The sequence below is a fragment of the Flavobacterium sp. J27 genome (assembly GCF_004303025.1).
Lineage (GTDB): Bacteria > Bacteroidota > Bacteroidia > Flavobacteriales > Flavobacteriaceae > Flavobacterium.
In genome coordinates this window covers 116873-140578 of the sequence record NZ_PJQW01000010.1, presented here as the reverse complement: position 1 = coordinate 140578, position 23706 = coordinate 116873, and the positions used below count along the sequence as shown (strand labels likewise).

General features: G+C 31.2%; 18 protein-coding genes. 4 read left to right on the top strand and 14 right to left on the bottom strand.

Annotation, left to right across the window (positions count from 1 at the left end):
* The first annotated feature begins 638 nt into the window (after positions 1 to 638).
* The 4 genes from CX675_RS14355 (at position 639) to CX675_RS14335 (ending at position 5011) form a co-directional block, all read left to right on the top strand.
* Complete coding sequence (locus tag CX675_RS14355; RefSeq protein WP_165396057.1) at positions 639 to 1892, top strand: amidohydrolase family protein; 1254 nt, start codon at positions 639 to 641, stop codon at positions 1890 to 1892.
* A gap of 9 nt (positions 1893 to 1901) precedes the next feature.
* On the top strand, positions 1902 to 2561 hold the full coding sequence (locus CX675_RS14350; RefSeq protein ID WP_130735936.1) for a LysM peptidoglycan-binding domain-containing protein: 660 nt from the start codon (positions 1902 to 1904) through the stop codon (positions 2559 to 2561).
* A gap of 757 nt (positions 2562 to 3318) precedes the next feature.
* Positions 3319 to 3786, top strand: coding sequence for a hypothetical protein (locus CX675_RS14340; protein WP_130735934.1), 468 nt, complete (start codon positions 3319 to 3321; stop codon positions 3784 to 3786).
* A 799-nt stretch (positions 3787 to 4585) separates the two neighbouring features.
* Positions 4586 to 5011 (top strand): DUF1801 domain-containing protein, encoded by a 426-nt coding sequence (locus CX675_RS14335; RefSeq protein ID WP_130735933.1) that lies wholly within the window; start codon positions 4586 to 4588, stop codon positions 5009 to 5011.
* A 738-nt stretch (positions 5012 to 5749) separates the two neighbouring features.
* On the opposite strand, the gene CX675_RS14330 is transcribed toward CX675_RS14335, so the two are convergent.
* The 14 genes from CX675_RS14330 to CX675_RS14270 form a co-directional block, all read right to left on the bottom strand.
* The gene (locus CX675_RS14330; RefSeq protein WP_130735932.1) at positions 5750 to 6622 is read right to left on the bottom strand and encodes a type IX secretion system membrane protein PorP/SprF; all 873 of its coding nucleotides are present in this window, start codon (positions 6620 to 6622) and stop codon (positions 5750 to 5752) included.
* An 18-nt stretch (positions 6623 to 6640) separates the two neighbouring features.
* Complete coding sequence (locus tag CX675_RS14325; RefSeq protein WP_130735931.1) at positions 6641 to 9871, bottom strand: PKD domain-containing protein; 3231 nt, start codon at positions 9869 to 9871, stop codon at positions 6641 to 6643.
* Between the two features lie 181 nt (positions 9872 to 10052).
* The gene (locus tag CX675_RS14320; protein ID WP_130735930.1) at positions 10053 to 10532 is read right to left on the bottom strand and encodes a hypothetical protein; all 480 of its coding nucleotides are present in this window, start codon (positions 10530 to 10532) and stop codon (positions 10053 to 10055) included.
* 318 nt (positions 10533 to 10850) lie between these two features.
* Entirely contained in the window at positions 10851 to 11498 is a 648-nt protein-coding gene (locus CX675_RS14315; RefSeq protein WP_130735929.1) for a response regulator transcription factor, read from the bottom strand.
* A gap of 42 nt (positions 11499 to 11540) precedes the next feature.
* On the bottom strand, positions 11541 to 13556 hold the full coding sequence (locus CX675_RS14310) for a sensor histidine kinase (protein ID WP_130735928.1): 2016 nt from the start codon (positions 13554 to 13556) through the stop codon (positions 11541 to 11543).
* Positions 13557 to 13761: 205 nt separating this feature from the next.
* Positions 13762 to 13926, bottom strand: coding sequence for a hypothetical protein (locus CX675_RS19880; protein ID WP_165396056.1), 165 nt, complete (start codon positions 13924 to 13926; stop codon positions 13762 to 13764).
* Between the two features lie 31 nt (positions 13927 to 13957).
* Complete coding sequence (locus tag CX675_RS14305) at positions 13958 to 14329, bottom strand: DUF2147 domain-containing protein (RefSeq protein ID WP_130735927.1); 372 nt, start codon at positions 14327 to 14329, stop codon at positions 13958 to 13960.
* 189 nt (positions 14330 to 14518) lie between these two features.
* On the bottom strand, positions 14519 to 15097 hold the full coding sequence (locus tag CX675_RS14300; protein WP_130735926.1) for a TetR/AcrR family transcriptional regulator: 579 nt from the start codon (positions 15095 to 15097) through the stop codon (positions 14519 to 14521).
* 158 nt (positions 15098 to 15255) lie between these two features.
* Positions 15256 to 16656, bottom strand: a complete 1401-nt coding sequence (locus CX675_RS14295; protein ID WP_130735925.1) for an efflux transporter outer membrane subunit — start codon at positions 16654 to 16656, stop codon at positions 15256 to 15258.
* Positions 16657 to 16685: 29 nt separating this feature from the next.
* Positions 16686 to 19859, bottom strand: a complete 3174-nt coding sequence (locus tag CX675_RS14290) for an efflux RND transporter permease subunit (protein WP_130735924.1) — start codon at positions 19857 to 19859, stop codon at positions 16686 to 16688.
* A gap of 23 nt (positions 19860 to 19882) precedes the next feature.
* Complete coding sequence (locus CX675_RS14285; protein WP_240723647.1) at positions 19883 to 21094, bottom strand: efflux RND transporter periplasmic adaptor subunit; 1212 nt, start codon at positions 21092 to 21094, stop codon at positions 19883 to 19885.
* 129 nt (positions 21095 to 21223) lie between these two features.
* The gene (locus CX675_RS14280) at positions 21224 to 21802 is read right to left on the bottom strand and encodes a TetR/AcrR family transcriptional regulator (RefSeq protein ID WP_130735923.1); all 579 of its coding nucleotides are present in this window, start codon (positions 21800 to 21802) and stop codon (positions 21224 to 21226) included.
* Positions 21803 to 21932: 130 nt separating this feature from the next.
* On the bottom strand, positions 21933 to 22571 hold the full coding sequence (locus CX675_RS14275) for a carbonic anhydrase (protein ID WP_130735922.1): 639 nt from the start codon (positions 22569 to 22571) through the stop codon (positions 21933 to 21935).
* Between the two features lie 8 nt (positions 22572 to 22579).
* The gene (locus CX675_RS14270) at positions 22580 to 23611 is read right to left on the bottom strand and encodes an MBL fold metallo-hydrolase (RefSeq protein WP_130735921.1); all 1032 of its coding nucleotides are present in this window, start codon (positions 23609 to 23611) and stop codon (positions 22580 to 22582) included.
* Positions 23612 to 23706: the final 95 nt, after the last annotated feature.

Below are 23706 nucleotides of genomic sequence, written 5' to 3'. Positions count from 1 at the left end.
CAACCTAACATTCATAAAAATATTTATATCTTATTTTATTATTCAATATTGTAGTTTTTTTTTGATTATATAAACAATAAGTATTATACTAAAAATACTATAATAGTAAGACACTTTAAATTAAGTATAAATACGCATTGACAAGTAAACTCATTATTGATAATTTTAAAAAAAATAGAAAGATGAGTGAAAAACCAATTATCAACTGTCATACCCATATTTTTACTGGGGATAACATCCCTCCTTATATTGGCAAAAAATTTATGCCTTTTATTTTATACAAAATTTTAACAGTGCCTTTAGTTATAAGAATTTGTAAATTTTGGTTTACAAATAAATATAGCCCCTATAAATTTAATTTTAGCTTTGAAAATAGCAATTTAAAAAAGAATTTAGTTAAGCTAAAACTTCTATGGCAGCGTATTAGAGTTTTAAGAGCTATAGTGGATGTAGTAAGCTTTATAATAGTCCTGTTTTCTACTTACCTCCTATTTAAGTATTTTTTTAAAGAAATTGAGTTTTGTGAAAAATTACTTATAAAACTTTATAATATTCAATTTTTAGAATTTTTAAAAAATGATGCTTTACAAATAAGTATCATTTTATTTACATTAATTGCTATACCGTATGGTAGAAAAATGGGGTTAATAATACTACGTAATTCTAAAAAGTTATCTCTCATTTTTATCAACGAAGATCAGCTGAAGTTTATTACCCGCTACGTGAGTATAGGTCGATTTGCCTATTATCAAGAACAAAATGCAATTTTTAAACGACTTACAAAACAATATCCTAAAAACACTCAATTTGTTGTACTTCCTATGGATATGGAATTTATGGACGCAGGTAAAATTAAACCAATAGGTAATTACCAAACTCAAATGGAAAAACTAAAAGAAATAAAATTAAAAAACCCAACGATTATACATCCTTTTATTTTTGTTGATCCACGGAGAGAAAGTGTTGGTTATAAAGATTTTTTTAAATGGAAAAACCTCAACGGCAAAGTTATTTTAGAAGATTGCTTTATAAAAGAATACATCGAAAAAGCAAATTTTGCAGGTTTTAAAATTTATCCAGCATTGGGGTATTTTCCTTTCGATGAAAAATTATTACCCTTATGGAAATATGCGGCAGATAATAATCTACCTATTATGACTCATTGTATTAGAGGAACCATTTTTTACAGAGGCAATAAGAAAAAAGAATGGTACTATCATCCTATAATTAAAGATGCTAAATTGCCCAATGAATATATGCTATTAGCTAAAAGCAAAAACATTGAATATTCTCTAGACTTCACACATCCTTTAAATTATTTATGCTTACTTAATCCTATTTTGCTTAAAGAATGGATAAAAAAATGCAACAAACCAGAACTCTTGAATTTATTTGGATATTCTGAAGAAACAGATACAATTAGTTCTGATTTGAGTAATTTAAAAATCTGTTTTGGACACTATGGAGGAGATGATGAATGGAAAAAATTTATGGAAAGAGATAGGGATAATTATTCTCACAAAATGACAGATAATTCTAAAGGAATCACATTTATTAATACAAAAAAAGACAAACTTGGTTATGGTAGATTAATGGATATTTGGAAAAATGCTGATTGGTACTCTATCATTTCAAGTTTAATCATGCAATATCCAAATGTATATGCAGATTTAAGTTATATTATACATGAAGAAGAAATTGTACCATTATTAAAACAAACCTTAAGTAATCCCGCTTTAAAAGAAAAAATATTATTTGGCACCGATTTTTATGTCGTTCGTAATCATAATTCAGAAAAAGAATTATTAGCCAAAACTAAATCAAATCTATCTACTAAACAATTCAACTTAATTGCAAGAGAAAATCCAATAATCTTTTTAAGACGCGACTAATTCATAATTATGATATATAAAATTAAACCTAACGATAATTTGACGAAAATTGCAAAAAAATTCAATTCTACCGTTGAATTAATAATGGCATTCAATCCAGAAATAAAAAATCAGAATCACATCTATGTCAATCAAATCATAAAAATTCCTAATCTAGAAGATGTGCCTGGAGAAATTATAATTAATGAAATATTAAATGCTAGCTATTTTATAAATAGAGCAAAATCTGCAATTGGAAAAGGAATAAAATATAAACTAGGTTCTGGAGGCATGAAACCAGAATTGATTTTACCAACCGCAAACAAACAATGTGACTGTAGTGGTTTTATTTGTTGGGTTTTCAAAATTTCGAGAAAAACTGATATCCCTTTTTACCAAAAATTTGGTGGTTGGATTTTTACTGATTCAATGGAAGCTGATATAAAAAGTATGTCGGGAATTTTCAATAAAATTGAAACACCCGAAATAGGATGTATAGTAGTTTATGGAGCTGGAAATAAAATTGGACATGTAGGCATTGTTTCAGAAGTAAAGAATGGAAAAATGACGAAAGTAATACATTGTAGTTCTGGAAACAATAAAAGATTCGGAGATGCTATACAAGAGACATCACCTGCAGTTTTCAATAGACCAGATATACTTTGGGGAAGATTTACTGACTTAATCTAAAATTTTAATTAAAAATTTAGATATATTAATTACTTTTGAAATAATAATTAATCCAGTTCTAATCTTGAACATAAAATTGAACACGATTTTATTGAAATTAAAATTTTAAAGTCTCCAAAACACCAGTAAAACAGGTGATTTTAGAAAGACTTCTAAATTCATAACCCTGAGGTCACGGGTTCAACTCCCGTCTTCGCTACGGAAATTAAATCCCTAGACAGTAATTGTTTAGGATTTTTTTGAATTAATCTATTGCTATAAAATATCAATTTTAAAATTACAATCAGTTTTATGTTCTTTATCGCTACAAAAAATGTATCATTCAACTTCTGAAACTGTAGATTTTAAGTTTGTACCAGACTGGAAATCATTTCGCCTGTATTCAATAAGATTATTAGTACAAAAACTAATTACTATTAAAAACTTTTTTGGAGATAAGGTTTCTCTTTATAACATTTTAAAAAAGAAGTTTATTCAAGATTTACTTGCCAAACTAGAGGAATAATTACATCGCACAACATCGGCTATAAATCATGACTTGGTCTGCACATTTTTCCTAATTTTCTCGGTAAATTCGAAATTAAATTCTATATTTGAAATAGCTCGGTGTGCGGTTTTCGTCATAATTTTATAACCGAGAATCGTTATGTGCAACCGCTCATCTGATTTCAGAGAAATGAAAAGTATCTTATTTTTAATATTATTCTTCCTGACAAATATCTTTTATGGACAAGAAATAACTTTAGATTCGCTATTAGTGGAAAAAATAGCTACATTAAAAAGCTCAAAAATTGACACAATTGGAATTATAGAAAGAAAATGCGAAAGTATGATTTCACCGAAATGCGGAAATGTAAACTTTTATCTTCTATGGAAAAATAAAGGACGAACCTTTATTCAAAAAATCAATAAATGTGAAACTGAAAGTATTAAAATTGACTCTACAAATTATTTTTTTACTTTCTATTATGAAAATAAACAGAAAATAGAACAAGAAGAACTTAAAATGTATAAAACAGAAGATAGTGGATTTTCAATGACTGACCACTATTGTGAAAGTATAATTACATTTTTTGAAAACGATAATAAATTAAATAAAACAATAAACAGTTACCTATTAGAGATTGGAGAAGAAAAAAATATAAACTTCAAATTTAATAACAACCTAAAAATTGTCGAACTTGATAAAAACACAAGAAAGTTACTTAAAAGATTATTTAATTGATAAATGGCGGCATCTAACAGACGTTTGGCAAGATTGCGAATTTTGTAAGACGAAAAATAAAAACATTAACTAATGGAATGGAATAACGGAGCAATTGCATTACTACTAATAATGTTTCTTATACCTGTTGGCATAATGTATTTCATATTGAAATTGATTATCAAACACACATTGCCTTTAAATATATTTTTCCACAAACAAAAACGTCGAAGAAAATACATTTACTTAATTCTTGAAATTGGATTAATTATTCTTGCAGTTGGATTTACAGTCGTAATTTTAAGTTCTATATATTATTTGCGTGGAGGAAGTGGACTGTTAGAATAAAGCCTAACCTAGACTAAAACTTAAGTAATCAAAGATCCGAGAAGAAAAGCATGTGACACTATGAAAAGAAAAAACTGCCTACAACAACCATTTGGCGCGATTGGGGTTTTAGGGAGGATTTAAAGTTGAAAAAATACTAATACCAAACTGAGCGATCCGAACTGAAACAAGCCAAACTGGACGAAATTTGAATTAAAACTCAACGCAAAATTGTTAAAAACAAACTAAACGTGAACCGCTTTTCGAACAACCTAAAGTGGATTTTTTTGTAATTAACTGATATTATCAAGAAATTGAAGAACGTCATTCTACATCTTTTAAGTATATTTTTATGAATAATTAAAAAAGGTATATTTGAGAAATAGAATTTAAAATTTGTTATACTTAGTACACTAAAAAGTTAAATTTGTGTGATTTGCAACCTATACAAACGAGTTACAATTATTGTAAACCAAAACAATAAAAGAACAAAATGGACATTCAAGAACAAATAAAGAATTACATTGCTTCCCAACCTGAAACAAAACGTTCAGACATTGAAGTTTTACATAAACGTATACTTAAAGTATTTCCAAAAGGTAAATTGTGGTATTTAGACGGTACGAACGAAAAAGGGAAAATTGTTACCAATCCTAATATTGGCTATGGTCTTCTGACAATAAATTATACTGACGGTAAAACCAAAGAATTTTACCAAGTTGGTATTAGCACAAACACGACAGGAATATCAGTTTATATTATGGGTATTCAAGATAAAAAGTATTTAGCTACAACCTATGGTAAAACAATAGGTAAAGCAAGCGTAACTGGCTATTGTATTAAGTTCAAAACACTTAAAGACATCAATATTGATATACTTGAAACTGCAATTAGAGACAGTGTTAAGCAGACCTCTTAATAGTATAACAACAACAAACTATTAACATAGGGTTTACATTTTTTAGGCTAACCCGCAAAAGTTGGAGTTTTATGCTTCCATTAAACGTATACAAGTTTTTAAATTAAAGTGCATTACAAACCTAAAAGGAAAAGGATATATTTGAGAAATAAAAAAAGTGACAATAAATTTCGCATATATGAACAAAATTAGATAAATCGACGAAAATTTATTTTGCATACATACAAATTGTGAAAAATCGTGGTCGTAACTTCATAACTAACTCTATACCGCACTGTTACCCATATTTTGAAAAATGAAAAAACGTCATAAAATAATTAGTTTACTTTCTTTTTTCATCAAAAGCTATGGACAAGTTAAAATTGACACCATAAGATTCCATAATATTCCATAATATTCACACTAAAACAATTGAATCAATTGATTCATTAGAAATAAAAATTATCAATATTCTTACCAAACCAAAATTTTATATTTTAACAAAAGAAGGAAATCCTGAAACTATAGCAATAAAAATTACGAATTTTTTGGAGTGTTCCAATTTTCTAGTTGAAATTAAGAATAAAAGAACCATAGTCTACCAAAAGAAAATGAAGATTGTAAAGAAATAGATTCGCCTGATTTTATTGCAACTAAATGGAAATATGAATTACATGAGAATATGTTTATTGATAAAGAATACAAATAAAAACCACTCATTTTACTGAGTGGTTAAATTGAATTATGTCCAATCAATATTTAAAATTGAAAATACAATCCAAATTCGTGCGTGCCATTATCATATTTATTAATATCGCTCAAATTAGATTCATAAGCGTAACCTAATTTTAGTCGGTTTTTAATCGTAATATAAAAAAGTCCACCTATAGCTCTATCTACTCTATAGTTTGCTCCCAAATCAAACTTTTCGAAAAATTGAAAAGTAGCAGTCGCATCAGCAATTATTTCTCTTTCAGAGAAACGTACTAAAGTAGATGGAATCAATTTTAAATTATGACTCAAATTGAAATAATATCCTCCAGAAAGATAGAGTTCTGCTTTATTATTGGCTTGTGTTGCTACACCATTTTCATCAGCAACTCGATCGGTTTCAAAAAGTCTTGGAACTGATAATGATCCAAAATAATTTTCATTTTTTAAATAAAAACCAATACCTATATTGGGATTAAAATACTGAGTATCTTGAGAAAGATGAGGATCGGCTGGTAAATTTAATTTTCCAAAATCGATACTTACAAAGGAGCCACCTGCCTGTAATCCAAACAATAAGTTGGTTTCCTTTCCTATTGAAATGCCATAAGAGAAACTAGCAAATAAAGACGTGTTGCTTTCTATAAAAACTTTGTCTGCAATAACAACTGTCCCTATTTTTATTCTTTCGCTTAAAGGTATACCTAAACTAATGCTTTGCGTTTCGGGTGCATTATCTATCCCTAAAAACTGACTTCTAAAATTAGTTGTAATAGCTACTTTTTCTTCATTACCAAAAGCTGCTGGATTAAAAAAATGAGTGTTGTAGCGGTATAAGGAATACGTTGGTTCTATTTGAGCGTTAACGCCCATGGTTAGTAAAAAAACCAACAAGAATAAATAAAATGTATATAGTTTCATATGTTTTTATATAATAATTTAGTAATTAATGTACAACCAGCCTTTAATAAACAAAGAACCATCTCCAAAAATGTTGATTACAAAATAATATGAACCAACAGGTAGTAATTCTCCACTATTTTGTTTTAATCCTCTCCAATCGTTTTGGTAATCAATTGCATTAAAAACAGCTACTCCATTTCTATCAAACACTTCAATCTTTGCTTTGGGGAAATTGGTAATATTTTCTATGATCCAAGTATCGTTTTCACCATCATCATTTGGTGAAATACCTAAATTCGGAGTTACATCTGGATTTTGTTCAGCATCACAAGAATCGGCTATACCATCTAAATCTAAATCAAATCCAGTAAAAGAAACATAAGCATCTCCTGTACTACTATTTCCATTAACATCAATTACGGTAAGGGTAACTAATTGCGCTTCGTCTAATCTAGGGCAAGTAAAAGTTGCTATACTTAGTTGGAAACTTTCTATACCACAATCATCATAACTACCATTGTTTATCATTTCTGGAGTAATTATGGCTGTACCTGAAGCATCTAAAACCATACTAATATCTTGTGTAAATACAATAGGAGCATTATTATCTTCTACGGTAACAAGAGCAGTAGCACTACTACTGTTTCCACTTGCATCAGTTATAGTAAGAGTAACTAAAACTGGAGTTTCCACATCTACACAACTAAACGTATCTCTATCTAAAACCAATAGAGCAACTGAACAATTATCATAACTTCCATTATTAATCATTGCTGGAGTAATCGTTGCATTTCCAGAATTATCTAGAGACACTGTAATATCTTGCGTTATAGCAGTTGGGTTTTCTGTATCCTCAACCGTAACTATTTGAGTACAAGTGACCGTATTTCCAGCATTGTCTGTGGCAGTCCAAGTTACAGTTGTATTTCCAATAGGAAAAGCAGTTGGCGCATCGTTAGTTATCGTTGGCACTCCACAATTATCTGTAGCTGTTGGAGTACCAATGGAAGCTGTTGAAGTACATGAACCGATATCAGTACTTATAGTAATTGCAGAAGGACAACTTACAACTGGGTTTTCGGTATCTTCAACTGTAACTATTTGAGTACAAGTGGCCGTGTTTCCTGAATTGTCTGTAGCTGTCCAAGTTACAGTTGTATTTCCAATAGGAAAAGCAGTTGGTGCATCGTTAGTTATCGTTGGCACTCCACAATTATCTGTAGCTGTTGGAGTACCAAGGGAAGCTGATGAAGTACATGAACCGATATCAGTACTTATGGTAATTGCAGAAGGACAACTTATAACTGGGTTTTCGGTATCTTCAACTGTAACTATTTGAGTACAAGTGGCCGTGTTTCCTGCATTATCAGTGGCAGTCCAAGTTACAGTTGTATTTCCAATAGGAAAAGCAGTTGGTGCATCGTTAGTTATCGTTGGCACACCACAATTATCTGTAGCTGTTGGAGTACCAAGGGAAGCTGTTGAAGTACATGAACCTGTGTCTGTATTGATTGTAATAGCAGACAGACAACTTATAACTGGGTTTTCGGTATCTTCAACTGTAATTTGTTGCGTGCAAGTAACTGTATCTCCCGAAGTATTTGATACCGTCCAAGTTATTGTAGTATTACCCAAAGAATAAACACCTGAAGCGTTATTAGAATTAGTAACATCATTGGTAGCATATAATCCACAAGAAACCGTACCCGTTGTCCAAGCTGTACTGGTATCACAATTGATTAACGTGCCATCATAACCATTTCCTGATGCATCAATAGCATTGGAACTACCTGTAATTTCATTCATTTTATAATACGTAATTAAATTGGGACTTGTTTCAGAAACACAAGTGTTCATATTGTCTACAATATCTGCATCGCTTCTTTGTAAATCCCAGATTCTTATTTCGTCAATTTTACCTCCAAAAACTTGACTTCCATCAGTTTTACTTCCGATAGTCATTCGATTTGAAGTTCCTAAGCTACTACTACCTCCACTAATGGTAGCTCTAGGAGAACCATTAATAAGAACGCTAATTGTTTTCGAAGTAGCATTCCATCGAAAAGCAGTATGTACCCATTGATTTAAAGGAAGTACATAAGTAGTATTTACACTATACACTACACCATTACTATGTACAAAAACATAAAATACACCAGAAGAATTAACCAAAGAACTTACAAAATTTGTATTATTAAATTGAGCAAAAATTAACCTCGTACTTGCTCCCGAGGAAGTTCTGTTTACCCACATTTCGACCGTAAAATCATTGGTACTAATGCTATTAAATAAACTAGGAAGCGGTGCGGTAACATAATCGTTAACTCCGTCTAATTGGATGGCATTTCCATTGGATGCCCCATCAAAATCAGGAAGTGATACAGAAGCATTACAGGAGCCTGTGTCATTATTAACCACTACATTTACAGGAGCAGCAACAACCTTGACATAAGCTGTTTTAGTAATTGTTTTGGAGCAACCATCTACATCCAAAGCCGTTAAACTTACATTATAGTCTCCAGGAGTTACATAGGTATGGGTTGGGTTTTGTTGATTGCTAATTGGTGTTCCGTCTCCAAAATCCCAAGTCCATGTAGCAACAGCAGAAGCAGAATTAGATAAATTTGTAAAAGCAACACTACTATTAGATAGAATTAGTGTGTGATCTACTTCGAATGCTAAATTTGGACCAGTAACCTCAACCATATTAGTAAAAGTAGCTGTATCTGAATTTCCAAAACCGTCTGTTATTAGTAGCGAAACAGTATAAACTCCACTATTTTCATAGGTGTGTGAAGGATTCTGGTTAGTTGAAGTATTTCCATCTCCAAAATCCCAAGACCAACTCACTAAAGGAGCTCCATTGGCTGTAGAAGCATCTGAAAAATTCATAGTAAAAGGGCCACAGCCTGTTTGCTGAGATCCGCCAATTATAGCATTTGGTATAGAAATTTTAATCTCATCTACTTTCGTGATTATATCAGAAGTACCATTAGTTGTATTATCAGCTTTTAGAGAAACCGTATAAGCTCCAGTTGTGGTATAAGTATGAATTGGATTCATGCTGGTAGAAGTGGAACCATCTCCAAAATTCCACAACCAAGTGTCTGCTGAAGTAGACTGATTGGTAAAAAAAACAGTATGTGGCACACTATTTCCTAAAGCAGGATACGCCGAAAATTCTGAAACAGGAGAAGTTTGAGCATACAACAAACTAATTCCTAAAACAAAAAATAATCCTGCGATTAAAGTAATTTTTATTTTCATGAGTAAAAAAGTTTAATAACACAAAACTATACTCATCGTTATTTTTATAAAATACGTAACGAAAGCAAAAATTACGTAGGTTACGTATAGTAAACAAATAAAAGACCTTAAACAATTATTCTTGTTAAGGTCTTTTTCGTTTGATTATTGGGAACTTAAATAAAAATAGTATAGTAAAAAATTATATTTTTTGCCATTCTCCTGCGCCTCCTGCGCCAGCAATTCCTAACTTACCTGTTGGTATACCTCTAAAATCGCCTATGGGTGTTCCGTCTTTTCTAAAAAAGACTACTACTACTACACCTGCACCAGCTTCTCCAGCAGTAACCCCTGCGGAAGTTGTGTTTGCCCAAAGACCATCCCAATTAGTATAGCCAGTAGACAATATACCATTCAAATTATCAATATCGATTATACCTGCACCATACACTCTATGTTCCCATTTATGAGGGTATTTTTTAGTGTCTTTTGGTACGCATTTTAATCTACCATCGAAACCTAATAGTTTTAAGTCTAATGTAGCATCTATAGGAACTAATAATTTACTTCTTTCGAGCATATAATTATCTACTTTCCCTGCCGTCATCGACGTACTTAATGTTTTTCTCAAAAGTGCATCACTTGCTTCTGCTACTTCTGGTTTTTGTTTTAAATCGTTCATATTATTTGTTTTTAAATTACACTTGTTTTTATCATGTATCAAAACTTTTTTACCATTCAAACAGCTTGCAATTTTCAATTGAAATTTATGTCGACATGTTGCAGAATTAATTTTTAGTACTTCAAATTGAATAAAAAAACAATTGGAAATAAAAATATAATTTTACTTACTGATTTAAATTGGTAAAAATGTATTTTAATGATAATGCAATTTCAGTTTTTTAAAAACACTATAAAATACGTAGGTAAAGCAATTAATTCGTAGTTTACGTAGGAAGAAGTTTTTTATATAAACTATCTTGTTAGATAAATAATCTATTTATAACGATTTAATAATTTCTTTGTAATCGTTTGCCCATTGTGTTAAGGTATCTTGAGAAGGTTCTAGTTCTAATTTTCCTATAATATTAGCCCTATGTTTTTCAATGGTTCTTTTAGATACTTTTAAAGTTTCACAAATTTCTGCAGAATTTTTACCTTGGGCAATAAGTCGAATGATGGTTCTTTCTGAAGGGGTTAATAAAGCTACTTTTCGAAGTTCATTATCTACAGTATGTTTAATATCTTCTTGAAATGAAGAGCTAAAATAGAACTCATCAAATAAAACAGCTTCGATACAAGCTTCGATTTCTTCTAAATTGTCTTCTTTTAGCAAGTAGCCATGTGTTCCCACTTTTTTAGCTTGTACAATAAACCCTTTCTCTTTGTGATAAGTCATTACAATAAACTTCGTGTCTAATTCTAGATTAGAGCAGTTTTTGATTACTTCAAAACCATTAAAAAAAGGCATTTCTATGTCTAGCATAGCAATTTTGGGTTTATGTAATGCGATCATTTCGACAGCTGCTGCCCCATTATTTGCGGTAGCAACAATGGTATAACCTGCATTTTCAAGTTCTTCTGTTAATCCTTTTAACATAATAGGATGATCGTCTGCAACGATAATAGAAACCGCTTTTTTATTCATTTTAATTATTGGTTAAAAATATAGCAAAATACAATTTCTATTTTAAACAGGAAATGTTAACTGAGTTATTGTACCTTCGTTAAGGGTTGAATTAATATTGAGTTTACCAATGATAATTTTACTTCTTTCAATTAAAGATTTCATTCCAAGACTTTTAGATATTTTTATTTGCTGTTCAAAATCGAAGCCTTTACCGTTATCTTCGATGTTAATTTTAATAGATGATTTTACTTTATGTATGTCTATAGTAACCGATGTAGCTTGAGCATGCTTTATGATATTGGTTAATACCTCTTGAATAATTCGGTAAACATGTAAGGACTTATCTTTATCTAAAAATGAATCGATTGGTTCTATATCTACCGTAAAAAAGAGATCGGTATTGGCATCTATGGTATGAATTAAATCGTTAATTCCAGCCGTAAACCCTAAGCGTTCTAATACTACTGGATGCAATCCTTGAGAAATAGATCGTATACTTTGTAAAGCATCTTTAGCTAAAACTTCCATACTCGGATCATTACTGTTTTTTGATTTACGAGTTAAGAGCATTAATTGTTGCCCTACACTATCATGCAGTTCCAAAGCCACTCGAGTACGCTCTTCTTCTTGTGCTATAATAATATCTTGCGTAAACTTTTCTTGCGCTTTTTGCTCACTTTTAGCAAAATTACGTGAACGAAGAATATATAAGAACCCAAAAATACTAACTAAGCCTAAACCCCCAAACAACCCCCATTGTTGCATAATTTTATTTTTAGAATCTAATAATGCAATATTCGCTTTTTGATTTTCAATCGTTAAGTCTCTTTTTTTAGTTTCATACAAGGTCTGATAATAAGCTAATACTCTAATTTTTTGTATATTTTCGATAGAATCTTTTATATGAGTAAAGTTTTTATAATGTAATAATGCTTCCTTATCGTTACCAACTTTCTCATAAGCTTTGGCTAAGAATTTTTCTGCTTCTTGAATTTCTTCATATTGTTTACCTTGTTTTTTTAATTCAAGATATTGTTTACCATAATGTATAGCTTGAGGAAATTTATTTTGGGCAAATAAAACCTGTTTTTTTGCTTCCAAATAAAAGGCATCGTTATAATTATTTGTAAACGCTTCCCTGTTCTTTTCTAAAGCAGTAAGAAGGTTTGCCGCTTTTTCCAAACTATCGTTTTCTGCATAAGCAACCGTTAAAGTGGCTTTAAATATGGGTTCAAAATAATCTTTGTACTTTGATTTTTCATTGCTTTTTAGTGCTAATTTTAAATTAGAAATACGTTCATTTTGTAAACCTTCTTTATTATCATCAGCAGCCATATTAAAATAAATTAAGCCTAAATTATTATATGATTTCAGCTTTCTTGCAAGGTCAATTTGTTCTTTTCTTTCTTTTTTGGATTCTTTGTAAAATCCGCTTTTACTATATAAAATAGACATTGACATTTTAGCATCTATCCAACTTAATGTATCATTTTCTCTTTGAAAATAAGTAATTGCTTCTTTAAGATTTAGAGATGCTTTACCAAAATCTCCTTTGTCTACATAAATTACTCCTTTCCTAAATTTAATTTCACCAATACGTTTCGAGTTATATTTCTGAGCACTAACCAAAGCTTGATTATAAATTTTAATAGCTTGATCAAAATCGCCTATTTGGTAATAAAAATTAGCAACATAAGTGTAATATTCTTCTACTATATCTAAATTAGATGCTTGTTGAAGTACCGTATTTGTCGAAGCAATTAAGGACTTACCTTCATCGAAATTTTGACTGTTATAGCTTATTAATTCTAAAAGATGTGTCGCTTGCTTAACTACGATATTAATAGAATCTAATTCTTTAGCATACGCAATAGTCACTTTAAAAATGGAGTCGTTCTCTTCAGAAGTATGATAATAAATATAAGTAGCCAAACTATCTAATAAGGTAAGCCGATGACTTCCATTTGAATTTTTAATCTCTTTTTCTAGAGCGTGAATCTTTTTGTCAGTTTCACTTACTTGTGCCAAACAAGGTGTAACCAAAAGAAATAGGATGGCAATAAAACTAGATTTCATTATGTATTATTATTTTCTTAATTGAACAAAAATGACATTTTTATATTTCCCTGAATAAAAATCATTTGAATAATTCATAATCACTAATTAAAATGTTATAAATGCCTTTTATTCATTGATTTTGTAAAGATATTTTATTTTTTAATAAAAAAACCACTCCTAATGGAGTGGTTCATGTCAAATTTTCATGTTTGTTATTTTATATTCAATTGGATCTAATGTAAATTAAGGCAGCTACCATTAAAATACAAGATAAAAATAAGCCTATTTCGTTGAGAGTGATATTTCTGTTTTTCATAAGTGTTGATTTTAAAGAAAGAAATGCTATAGATTCATATCCTTTCTTGATTAAATATAGTGTTTTCTTCATAGTTGTTTTGTTTGTTTTTCATGTGTTTCTTCTATGGAATAGTCCCGACTCGATTCCAAATCATAATCTTACTAAATAATCCTGTTAAGATTCTTAATCGCATTGTGTTATCATCTATTAATTTTAGTAAAGCTTCAAATTCTGAACCTTCAGATTCGTCTAGAAATGTACCTCCATACAATTTGGTAGGTGTTTTTTTTACCATTTGTATTAAGATAACTTTTCCTAAAGTTTCCTTATTTTCACTTGCCTTTACTTTAGCATAATAGTACGCTTCTTGTTTATAAATTTCAACTTTTAGTTTGCCTTCATTGGTTTGCCAATCGCCTACAAATTGATCTTGTCCTATGGCATGACCAAAGAATAAAAACAAGAAAAATAATAATAGTATGTTTTTTTTCATGATTTCTAAGTTTATGTAGATTGTTTATATTTTGAAATATTCGTTTCAGAATTATATCTAAACTGTTAAATTTCAGTACTTTTTTAATATATTAATCTGAAATAATCATTCCAAAAAAGCTTATAAAAAAAGAGAGAATTCTCTATGCTAATTTGAAACATTCGTTCCAAAAAAATTATAAAAAAAACATTATTTTGTAATGTTTTTAATTAAAAAAGCGGCCATTTTTTTAATTTTTATAGGATCTCTATGCAAAATATACGCTTGTTTCCATCCTGTAAAAGAGGTCATTATATATTCAGCTAATAATCCTGGATCTTCTGTATCGTCTAGTGCCCCTTCTTGCATTGCTTTTTGAACAACTTCAGTCATAAAACCAATAAAAACGTCATTCTTTTTTGTTAATAAATTGCGTACTGCTACATCTTCTGAAGCCATTTCAAATATAGACTTTACTCCTAAACAACTCTTTTCAATATCAACAATAGAAGCTACTTTATCATTAATAATATTAATTAAAGCTTGCATGGCTGATTTTTCTTGTGCTACTTTCTGACGTAACTCACAAATACTTGCTTCAAAATAGGTACTTATACATTTCATAAACAATTGGTGTTTATCTCCAATTGTATTGTACAAACTACTTCTATTAATTTGCATAGCATCTACAAGGTCTTGCATTGATGTTGCATTATAGCCTTTTTCCCAAAAGACATTCATTGCTTTTTCAATTTTTTCAACTTCATTAAATTCTACACAGCGAGCCATATATTCCTAGATTATGTAACAAAGATATGTCTTTTTTTGAAACAACTATTTCAGAATGACACTTTTAACATAATTTTTAATTAAAAACAATAAGAAAATGCTCTTGTTACTTATCCTATAACTTCAAAACAAATCACAAGAGCAATTCTTATCTTACATTATTCCCATCCACCTCCTAAGGAACGATATAATTCGACATTTGAAGACAATCTTTCTCTTTTAAGTGAGGCTAATTCTAATTCTGCCTGTAATAAATTTCCTTGTGCTACAATAACCTCTATATAATTAGCTAAACCACTTTTAAATAATAAGTTTGCATTATCAACTGCTTTTTTAAGTGTTGTTGCTCTTTCATCTGCTAATATATATTGTTCCTTACTTTTTTCAACTCTTATTAAAGCATTAGAAACTTCGTTTACAGCTATTAACAAAGTTTGTCTAAACTGAATTACAGCTTGCTCTCTTTGCTCTTTTGCTATTTTATATTGGGTTTGTATATTTTTACGATTTAAGAGTGGTGCAGTTAAACCACCAGCAACTGATCCAAACAATGAAGCAGGAACGGTAAACCAATTACTAGATTCAAACGAACTTACTCCTGTAGAAGCTGTAATATTTAACGAAGGGTAAAAATATGCTTTGGCTATACCTACATTAGCATTTGCCGCTTGCAAGGCTAATTCTGCACTTTTTACATCTGGTCTTTGACTTAATAATTGTGCAGGAATACCTGCTACTAAATTCTCACTTACATTTAAGTCGTTCAATCTAATGGTTCTTTGTTTTGATTCTGGGAACCTTCCTGTTAAAACACTAATTGCATTTTCCTGTATTTGAATATTTTGTTCTAATTCTGGGATTAATTTAGCTGCTATTAAACGTTGTGCTTCTGTTTGTTGTTTGGCTAATAAGGTTACTTGTCCAGCTTCATACTGAAGATTTACTATGAAAAGTATACTATCATTAAGTGCCAATGTTTTTTGGGCCACTTCTAATTGAGCATCTAGCATTAATAAGTCATAGAACGTTTTAGAAACAGTAGCTACTACTGCAGTTTGCGTTGCTTTTTTAGCCTCTGTAGTTTGTAAATACAATGCCAGTGATTTCTTTTTTTGATTTCTGAATTTACCCCAGATATCTGCTTCCCAAGACAAATTTAACCCAGCATTAAAATCTTCAATATGGTTTTTACCTAAAAACAAAGCCGTACTAATTCCGTTCAAGCTGTTTTCAGAAAGTCGGGTTGTTGATGCATTAGCATACGCATTAATCTGCGGAACAGAATTCCATTTAGATTGCTTTAACTGCAAATTAGCTATGTTAATGTTCCTGTCTGCCATTTGCAAATCATTGTTCCTTACAATAGCATCTTCAATTAAACTTACTAGATCTTGTGCTTCAAAAAAATCTTTCCATTTTATAGATGCAATAGACGTAGTGTCTAGAATGGTAACATTCCTATAATGTTCAGGAACGGCTATTTGTGTTTCTTTGTTTTGAGCCTTCATACTAAAAACGAGTATGAGTAAGATTAGGCTATATAGATGATTATTTTTCATTTCTTTTATAATGTATTTAAATCCAAAAATTACTTTTTCTCATTTTCTTCATTATGAAGTACTGCCAGTGGTTTTCCTGAAACTAACTCATGTAAATATTGGAATACGATAAATAATACAGGGATAATAAAAATTCCTAAAATTACACCCGAAACCATACCTCCTGCTGCACCTATACTAATAGAGTGATTTCCTAATGCAGAAGGACCAGTTGCTCGCATCATAGGAATAAGTCCTACAACAAATGCAAAAGAAGTCATGATAATAGGTCGTAAACGAAGTTTTGCAGCTTCTAATGAAGAGGCTAAGAGCGATTTACCCGATCGCCTTCTCTGAATAGCATATTCAATAATAAGAATGGCGTTTTTAGCAAGTAATCCGATAAGCATAATTAAAGCCACTTGAACATAGATATTATTTTCTATTCCTGTTGTTCCAATAGCTAAAAAGACTCCAAATATTCCTGTCGGAATAGACAACAATACAGCTGCGGGTAGAATATAACTTTCATATTGTGCAGCTAATAAAAAGAATACAAATAAAAGACTTAATCCAAAAATAACAGCAGATTGTCCTGAAGAAGTAATTTCTTCTTTAGTAAGTCCAGAAAATTCAATTGTATATCCTTTAGGCAATTTTGTTTCAGCCACTTCTTGTACAGCTTGTATCGCAGCTCCTGAGCTAAAACCTGGTGCAGCTATAGCATTGACACTTATCGAATTAAAAAGATTATACCTCGAAGCTGTTTCTGGTCCATTTACTGGTTTTAATTTGACTAAAGTTGAAACAGGAACGCTTTCACCTTGTCTGTTTTTAACATAAATACTTCTTAATGTTTCTGGATTGTTTCTGGCATTAGCATCAGCTTGAACAACTACTCTATAATATTTCCCAAATCGATTAAAATCTGAAGCCTGAGCACTACCAAAATAAGCTTGCATGGTTTGCAATATATCCCTTACATTCACTCCTAATTGTTCTGCTTTAACATCGTCTACTTCCATTTCTAATTGAGGATAATCGGCTTTAAAACTAGTAAAAGCAAATGCTATTTCCGGACGTTGCATCAGTTCTCCAATAAACATAGTACTAATACCACTAAACTTACTGATGCTTTGTCCGGTTTTATCTTTTAAAACAATATCTAGACCATCTACATTATTAAATCCAGGAACTGTTGGAAAAGTAAATACAAAAAAGTTAGCTCCTTTTATTGTACCTAATTTTTGTCGCACTTCGTTCATTATATCATTAATATCCTCTATAGCTCCTCTCTCTTTTGCAGGTTTTAATAAGATAAAAATAACACCTGCAGAAGGACTACTAGATTGCGTTAGTAAATTAAACCCAGAAAGAATATTCAGTGTTTTTTTAGACTGCATATCATCTAATTTTACTTCAACTTCTTCCATTACCGATTGAGTTCTTTCAAGAGAAGTTCCCGCAGGCATTGACATAGAGATTGCTATAAATCCTTGGTCTTCAGAAGGTATAAATCCTGTAGGGGTTGTTTTTACCATGTATACAGTGGCAAGAATTACTACGGTTAAACCTCCTAAACTAAGCCATTTGAATTTTATTAAAAAACGAAGACTATTAACATATTTATTCGTCAATTTTGTAAACCCAGTATTAAATCCAATAAAGAATCTCTCTTTAAAATTTTTAGGCTTTTCATCATGATTATGGGTATCATCATTATGAGCATCTTTCAAAAATAATGCCGCTAAAGCTGGACTTAAAGTTAGTGCATTTACGGCTGAAATAACAATAGCTATCGCTAATGTAAACGCAAACTGTCTGTAAAAAACACCTGTTGAACCTTCCATAAAGCCTACAGGCAGGAATACAGCCGACATGACTAAGGTAATAGAGATAATGGCTCCAGTTATCTCACTCATAGCCGAAGTAGTGGCTGCTTTTGCCGATAATTTCCTACTATGCATCTTCTCGTGAACTGCTTCGACCACTACAATGGCATCATCAACCACAATTCCAATTGCGAGTACTAATGCAAATAAAGTTAAAAGGTTTACAGAGAAGCCAAATATTCCCATAAAAAAGAACGTTCCTAAAATAGATACTGGTACAGCAATAGCTGGTATGAGTGTAGCTCTAAAATCTTGAAGAAATAAAAATACTACTATAAAGACCAAAATGAAAGCTTCTATTAAAGTAGATTTTACTTGAGCAATTGATAAATCTAAAGAATCTTTTGTGTTATATAAAATTAAATGTTTAACATCTTTAGGGAAATCTTTTGAAGCTTTTTCCATCATTTCTTTAATAGCAATCTGAACATCACTTGAATTTGAACCGGGTAACTGATAAATAGCGATATTTAAACCTGCTTTTCCATCTATACGAGTACTACTTCCGTACGTATAAGAACCAAATTCAATACGAGCTACATCTTTCAATCGTAACACAGAACCGTCTGCATTAGAACGAATAACAATATTTTCGTATTCAGCTGGCGTATTTAATTTCCCTTTGTATTTGATTACATATTCAAAAGCTTCTTTACTACTTTCTCCAAAACGCCCTGGTGCGGCTTCAAGGTTTTTATCCTGAATAGCTCCCATTACTTCCTGAGGCGTTAGATTATAGCTAGCCATTTTGGCAGGATTTAGCCAAACTCTCATGGAATAATCTTTACTTCCTCCAAAGATTAGAGCCTGTCCAACACCTGGGATTCTTTTTAAATCGGGTATAATATTTATTTGAGCATAATTAGCTAAGAAAGTTTGATCGTATTGTTTCTCGTTTTCGGTTAATAAATCGACCACCATCAACAAACTATTTTGCTGTTTTGTGGTAGATATTCCCGCTTGAACTACTTCGGCTGGTAATTGGCTTGTAGCTTGAGATACTCTATTTTGAACATTAACAGCTGCTCGATCTGGATCGGTTCCTAATTTAAAGTTTACAGTAATAACTAATGAACCATCATTACTAGCGGTTGAGCTCATATAGCTCATGTTTTCCACACCGTTTATAGATTCTTCCAAAGAAGGTGCAACAGAACGTAAAACCGTTTCTGCATTGGCACCAGGATATAAAGCAACAACCTGAACTGCAGGCGGTGCAATATCTGGAAATTGTTGCAACGGAAGTGTGTTTAATCCTATTGCTCCAAGGATCACTATAAGTATAGCAATTACTGTTGACAGTACGGGTCTGTCAATAAATTTTTGTAACATATTTTTAGTATCTAGTTTTTAAATTATAGTTTAGCTACTGGTTTGTCTGATTTTTCAGGGATTACAGTGGCACCATCAGGTAGGTTTTCAAAACCTTTCAATACAATTCTATCTCCCGATTTTATACCTTCCTTAACCAAATAATTTGTACCACTTTTTCCAGATATTGAAATAGGCTGTCTAATGGCCTTATTTTTATCATCTAATAGAAATACAAACAGTTTATCCTGAACTTCAATGGTAGCTTCTTGTGGAATTACTATAGTGTTCTTGTGCGACATACTTATTTTTACTTTTCCTGTGTTTCCCGATTTTAATAAGCCTTTTTCATTAGGAAATTTTGCTCTTAAAGTAATAGCACCTGTAGTCTTATCAAACTGACCGTCAATCATATCGATTTTTCCACTTTCTGCATAAATTGAATTATCTGAAAGTACTAAACTTACTGGTGGAATATTTTTTAATTTTTCAGTAATAGTATTTCCTTCACTTATCGATTTAAAGCTTATAAAATCATTTTCTCCTAAAGAAAAGTATGCGTAAATTTCTTTTGTATCTGAAAGTCGGGTTAGAGCTTCTGGATCAAGCGGACTAATAAGACTTCCTTGCTTTCTTGGAAATCTCCCTATATAGCCATTTACTGGAGCTTTAATTAATGTATAGTCTAAATTAATCTGCGCATTGGCAAGAATTGCTCTAGCACGTTGCACATTAGCTTTGGCAATACTCAAATTAGATTGTGCTGTTTTTAATTGATATTCTGAAACTACTTTATTTTGTACTAAAGGGGTTAATTTATCAACTTCCATTTGCGCATTTATTGCGGCTGCTTCTGCTGCATTTAAACTTGCCTGAGCATTGTTATATTCCTGACGATACGAGTTATCATTAATTTTAAATAAAGGTTGTCCTTGTTTTACATAAGCCCCTTCATCAATAAATATTTTGTCTAAAGTTCCACTTACTTGTGGTCTAATCTCTACATCTGTTTTTCCTTGTATTGCTACAGGATATTCTGTTTCTGTAGTGGCTGAGCTGTAAGCAATATTTAAAACAGGTAATGTAGGTGCTGCGTTTGCAGGTGCTTCTGCATTTTTATCATTACAACTTATTAAAAATAAAGCTATTATGCTTATAGTAGTCATTGCTTTCATAAAAGAGTTTTGGTTTAATTTGTTATTTGTTTGATTTGTTTTTTCTGAAATAAACGTTTCAAAATTCATACTGACTGTCATTAAATTTAATTGTTGGTAAAATGCTTAATTTGAAATAAACGTTTCAAAATTTAAGCTAAATTTGATTTTTATGATTAATAATTATTATTTAATATGAAATAATCGTTCCAGAAAAGGAACAAAAAAAAGCTACTTTTTAATATTTTTAATTAAATAAGCTGCCATTCTCTTTATCTTGATTGGATCTCTATGGAGAATGAATGCTTGTTTCCAACCTGTGAAAGAGGTCATTATATATTCTGCCATCAAAGCAGCATCTTCAGAAGAATTCATTTCTCCTTCATCTATAGCCTTTTGTACAACTTCTGTTATAAAATCGATATAGATTTCATTGTTTCTACTTAGTAAATTTCGAACATCGTTATTATCTGGAGCTAATTCAAAAATAGATTTAATACCCAAGCACCCTTTTTCACAATCTACAATCCATGCTGCTTTATCATTAATAATATTGATGAGAGCTTGCATGCCCGATTTTTCTTGAGCAACTTTTTGTTTAATCTCGCACATTGCCTTATCAAAATAGTGACTATTACATTTCATAAACAACTGATGTTTGTCTCCTATAGTATTGTATAAACTACTTCTATTGATTTGCATCGCATCTACAAGGTCTTGCATTGATGTAGCATTGTAGCCTTTTTCCCAAAAGACATTCATTGCTTTTTCAATTTTTTCAACTTCGTTAAATTCTATGCAGCGAGCCATTTTTTAAAAATTATGATGGCAAAGATATATCTTTTTTTGAAATGAATGTTCCAGAATTATTTTTTTTACCTATTTTTTTTCTGATAGTACTATAAAGAAAATTTATAATTTATATTTCTATGGTTAATAATTATTTTCCTCCTAAGTTATAAATCTTCTGAATCTGCTTTAGCTTTTGTTCGAAATTAATTTGTAAGTCAATTAGTTTACCCGATTTAATATCGAAAACCCAACCGTGAACAACAGGAAAACCGTTATTTAAATAATGTCTTTGCAACACAGCCGTTTTAATTACATTTAAACATTGTTCTTCTACATTAATTTCTACCAATCTTTTATAACGTTCAGTTTCATCTGAAATGGCATCTAACTCTTCTTCATGCAAGCGATACACGTCTCTAATATTACGCAACCAAGGGTTTAAAACTCCTAAGTCTTTGGCTTCCATAGCGGCTTTTACACCTCCACAAAAATAGTGTCCGCAAACGACTACATGTTTTACTTTTAAATATTCTATTGCATATTCAATTACGGAAGCCGAATTATTATCATTATTAGGTACTAAATTTGCAATATTTCGGTGCACAAACATTTGTCCGGGTGCAACTCCTGTCATTTCTTCAGCGGTAACGCGACTATCACTACAACCGATATATAAGATTTCAGGAGATTGTCCTTCAGCTAAGTATTTAAAAAAGGATTCATTAGTTGCTTTTTTACTGCTAATCCATTCTTGATTGTTCTGAAATATTTGATCGTATAATTCCATAGTATTGTTTATTTCCACCAAGGGGTGTGATTTTGATTCGTTATAGTCTGTATTGTTCCTAATTTGGGTAAATTATAATTACATTCTTCTTTTATGGTAGCTGTTATAAAACGCTCTACTGGGTCAGTCCAAGTATGTTGTGCCAAAGCAAACCCTGCCCAATGTACAGGCATCATGTTATGAACCTTCGCATCAATTGCTGCTTGAACCGTTTCTTCTGGAAACATGTGTATCTGACTCCAATTTTCATTGTACTGACCGCATTCCATAAAAGCAAAGTCAAAAGGTCCTAAGCGTTTTCCTATTGCTTCAAAATGAGGTCCGTAACCGCTATCTCCACTAAACCAAATATTTTCAGTAGCTGTTTTAAGTACCCAACCGCCCCATAAAGATTTGGCTCTATCGGTTAAACCACGACCTGAAAAATGACGTGTAGGTGTAAATGTAATTTTTATATCTTGAAAAGAAACTTCTTGCCACCAATCAAACTCCGTAATAATTTCTGGATTGATATTCCACTTAACCAAATGTCTTTTGACTCCTAAAGCCACATAAAATTGTTTTGCTTTAGAATGTAACTTTTGAATACTATCATAATCCAGATGATCGTAATGGTCGTGTGATAATAGTACTAAATCTATTTCTGGTAATTGATCTATAATAGCTAATGTATTTTCCGAAAAACGCTTGATTGGAAAAGGAGCAATCGGTGCTGCGTTACTGCCTAACATCGGATCAATTAAGATGTTTTTCCCTTTTATTCTCAATAACACTACTGAATGTCCGTACCAAATGTAACGCACCTCATTATCATTGGTTACAAATGCTTCTTTATCAAAAGGCTGTATTGGTAGGGGTTGTGAAGGTTCGCGGTCTTTCTTTTCACAAAATTGTTTGTATAGTAACTTGGGTAACGTTCGAATGGAAATAGCCATAGAAGTGGGTTCGCTATTTACAAATTTCTCTCCATCCCATTGTGGAGATTGCTCGTACTGTTGTATATCGGCTTTGGTAGGTTTAGCACCAAATTGTTTGCGCATGAATTGTATTTTATTAGTCTGTTCTAAGAAAAAACTAAGATATAAATTAATCTTGTTCCCATTCTCAACTTTAGCTTAATTTTAAGGTTTGTTTT

What these genes read in the sequence shown, in the direction of transcription:
- CX675_RS14355 (WP_165396057.1), top strand. Translation starts at nt 639, where the DNA reads ATGGGGTTAATAATACTACGTAATTCTAAAAAGTTATCTCTCATTTTT.
- CX675_RS14350 (WP_130735936.1), top strand. Translation starts at nt 1,902, where the DNA reads ATGATATATAAAATTAAACCTAACGATAATTTGACGAAAATTGCAAAA.
- CX675_RS14335 (WP_130735933.1), top strand. Translation starts at nt 4,586, where the DNA reads ATGGACATTCAAGAACAAATAAAGAATTACATTGCTTCCCAACCTGAA.
- CX675_RS14330 (WP_130735932.1), bottom strand. Translation starts at nt 6,622, where the DNA reads ATGAAACTATATACATTTTATTTATTCTTGTTGGTTTTTTTACTAACC.
- CX675_RS14325 (WP_130735931.1), bottom strand. Translation starts at nt 9,871, where the DNA reads ATGAAAATAAAAATTACTTTAATCGCAGGATTATTTTTTGTTTTAGGA.
- CX675_RS14320 (WP_130735930.1), bottom strand. Translation starts at nt 10,532, where the DNA reads ATGAACGATTTAAAACAAAAACCAGAAGTAGCAGAAGCAAGTGATGCA.
- CX675_RS14315 (WP_130735929.1), bottom strand. Translation starts at nt 11,498, where the DNA reads ATGAATAAAAAAGCGGTTTCTATTATCGTTGCAGACGATCATCCTATT.
- CX675_RS14310 (WP_130735928.1), bottom strand. Translation starts at nt 13,556, where the DNA reads ATGAAATCTAGTTTTATTGCCATCCTATTTCTTTTGGTTACACCTTGT.
- CX675_RS19880 (WP_165396056.1), bottom strand. Translation starts at nt 13,926, where the DNA reads ATGAAGAAAACACTATATTTAATCAAGAAAGGATATGAATCTATAGCA.
- CX675_RS14305 (WP_130735927.1), bottom strand. Translation starts at nt 14,329, where the DNA reads ATGAAAAAAAACATACTATTATTATTTTTCTTGTTTTTATTCTTTGGT.
- CX675_RS14300 (WP_130735926.1), bottom strand. Translation starts at nt 15,097, where the DNA reads ATGGCTCGCTGTGTAGAATTTAATGAAGTTGAAAAAATTGAAAAAGCA.
- CX675_RS14295 (WP_130735925.1), bottom strand. Translation starts at nt 16,656, where the DNA reads ATGAAAAATAATCATCTATATAGCCTAATCTTACTCATACTCGTTTTT.
- CX675_RS14290 (WP_130735924.1), bottom strand. Translation starts at nt 19,859, where the DNA reads ATGTTACAAAAATTTATTGACAGACCCGTACTGTCAACAGTAATTGCT.
- CX675_RS14285 (WP_240723647.1), bottom strand. Translation starts at nt 21,094, where the DNA reads ATGACAGTCAGTATGAATTTTGAAACGTTTATTTCAGAAAAAACAAAT.
- CX675_RS14280 (WP_130735923.1), bottom strand. Translation starts at nt 21,802, where the DNA reads ATGGCTCGCTGCATAGAATTTAACGAAGTTGAAAAAATTGAAAAAGCA.
- CX675_RS14275 (WP_130735922.1), bottom strand. Translation starts at nt 22,571, where the DNA reads ATGGAATTATACGATCAAATATTTCAGAACAATCAAGAATGGATTAGC.
- CX675_RS14270 (WP_130735921.1), bottom strand. Translation starts at nt 23,611, where the DNA reads ATGCGCAAACAATTTGGTGCTAAACCTACCAAAGCCGATATACAACAG.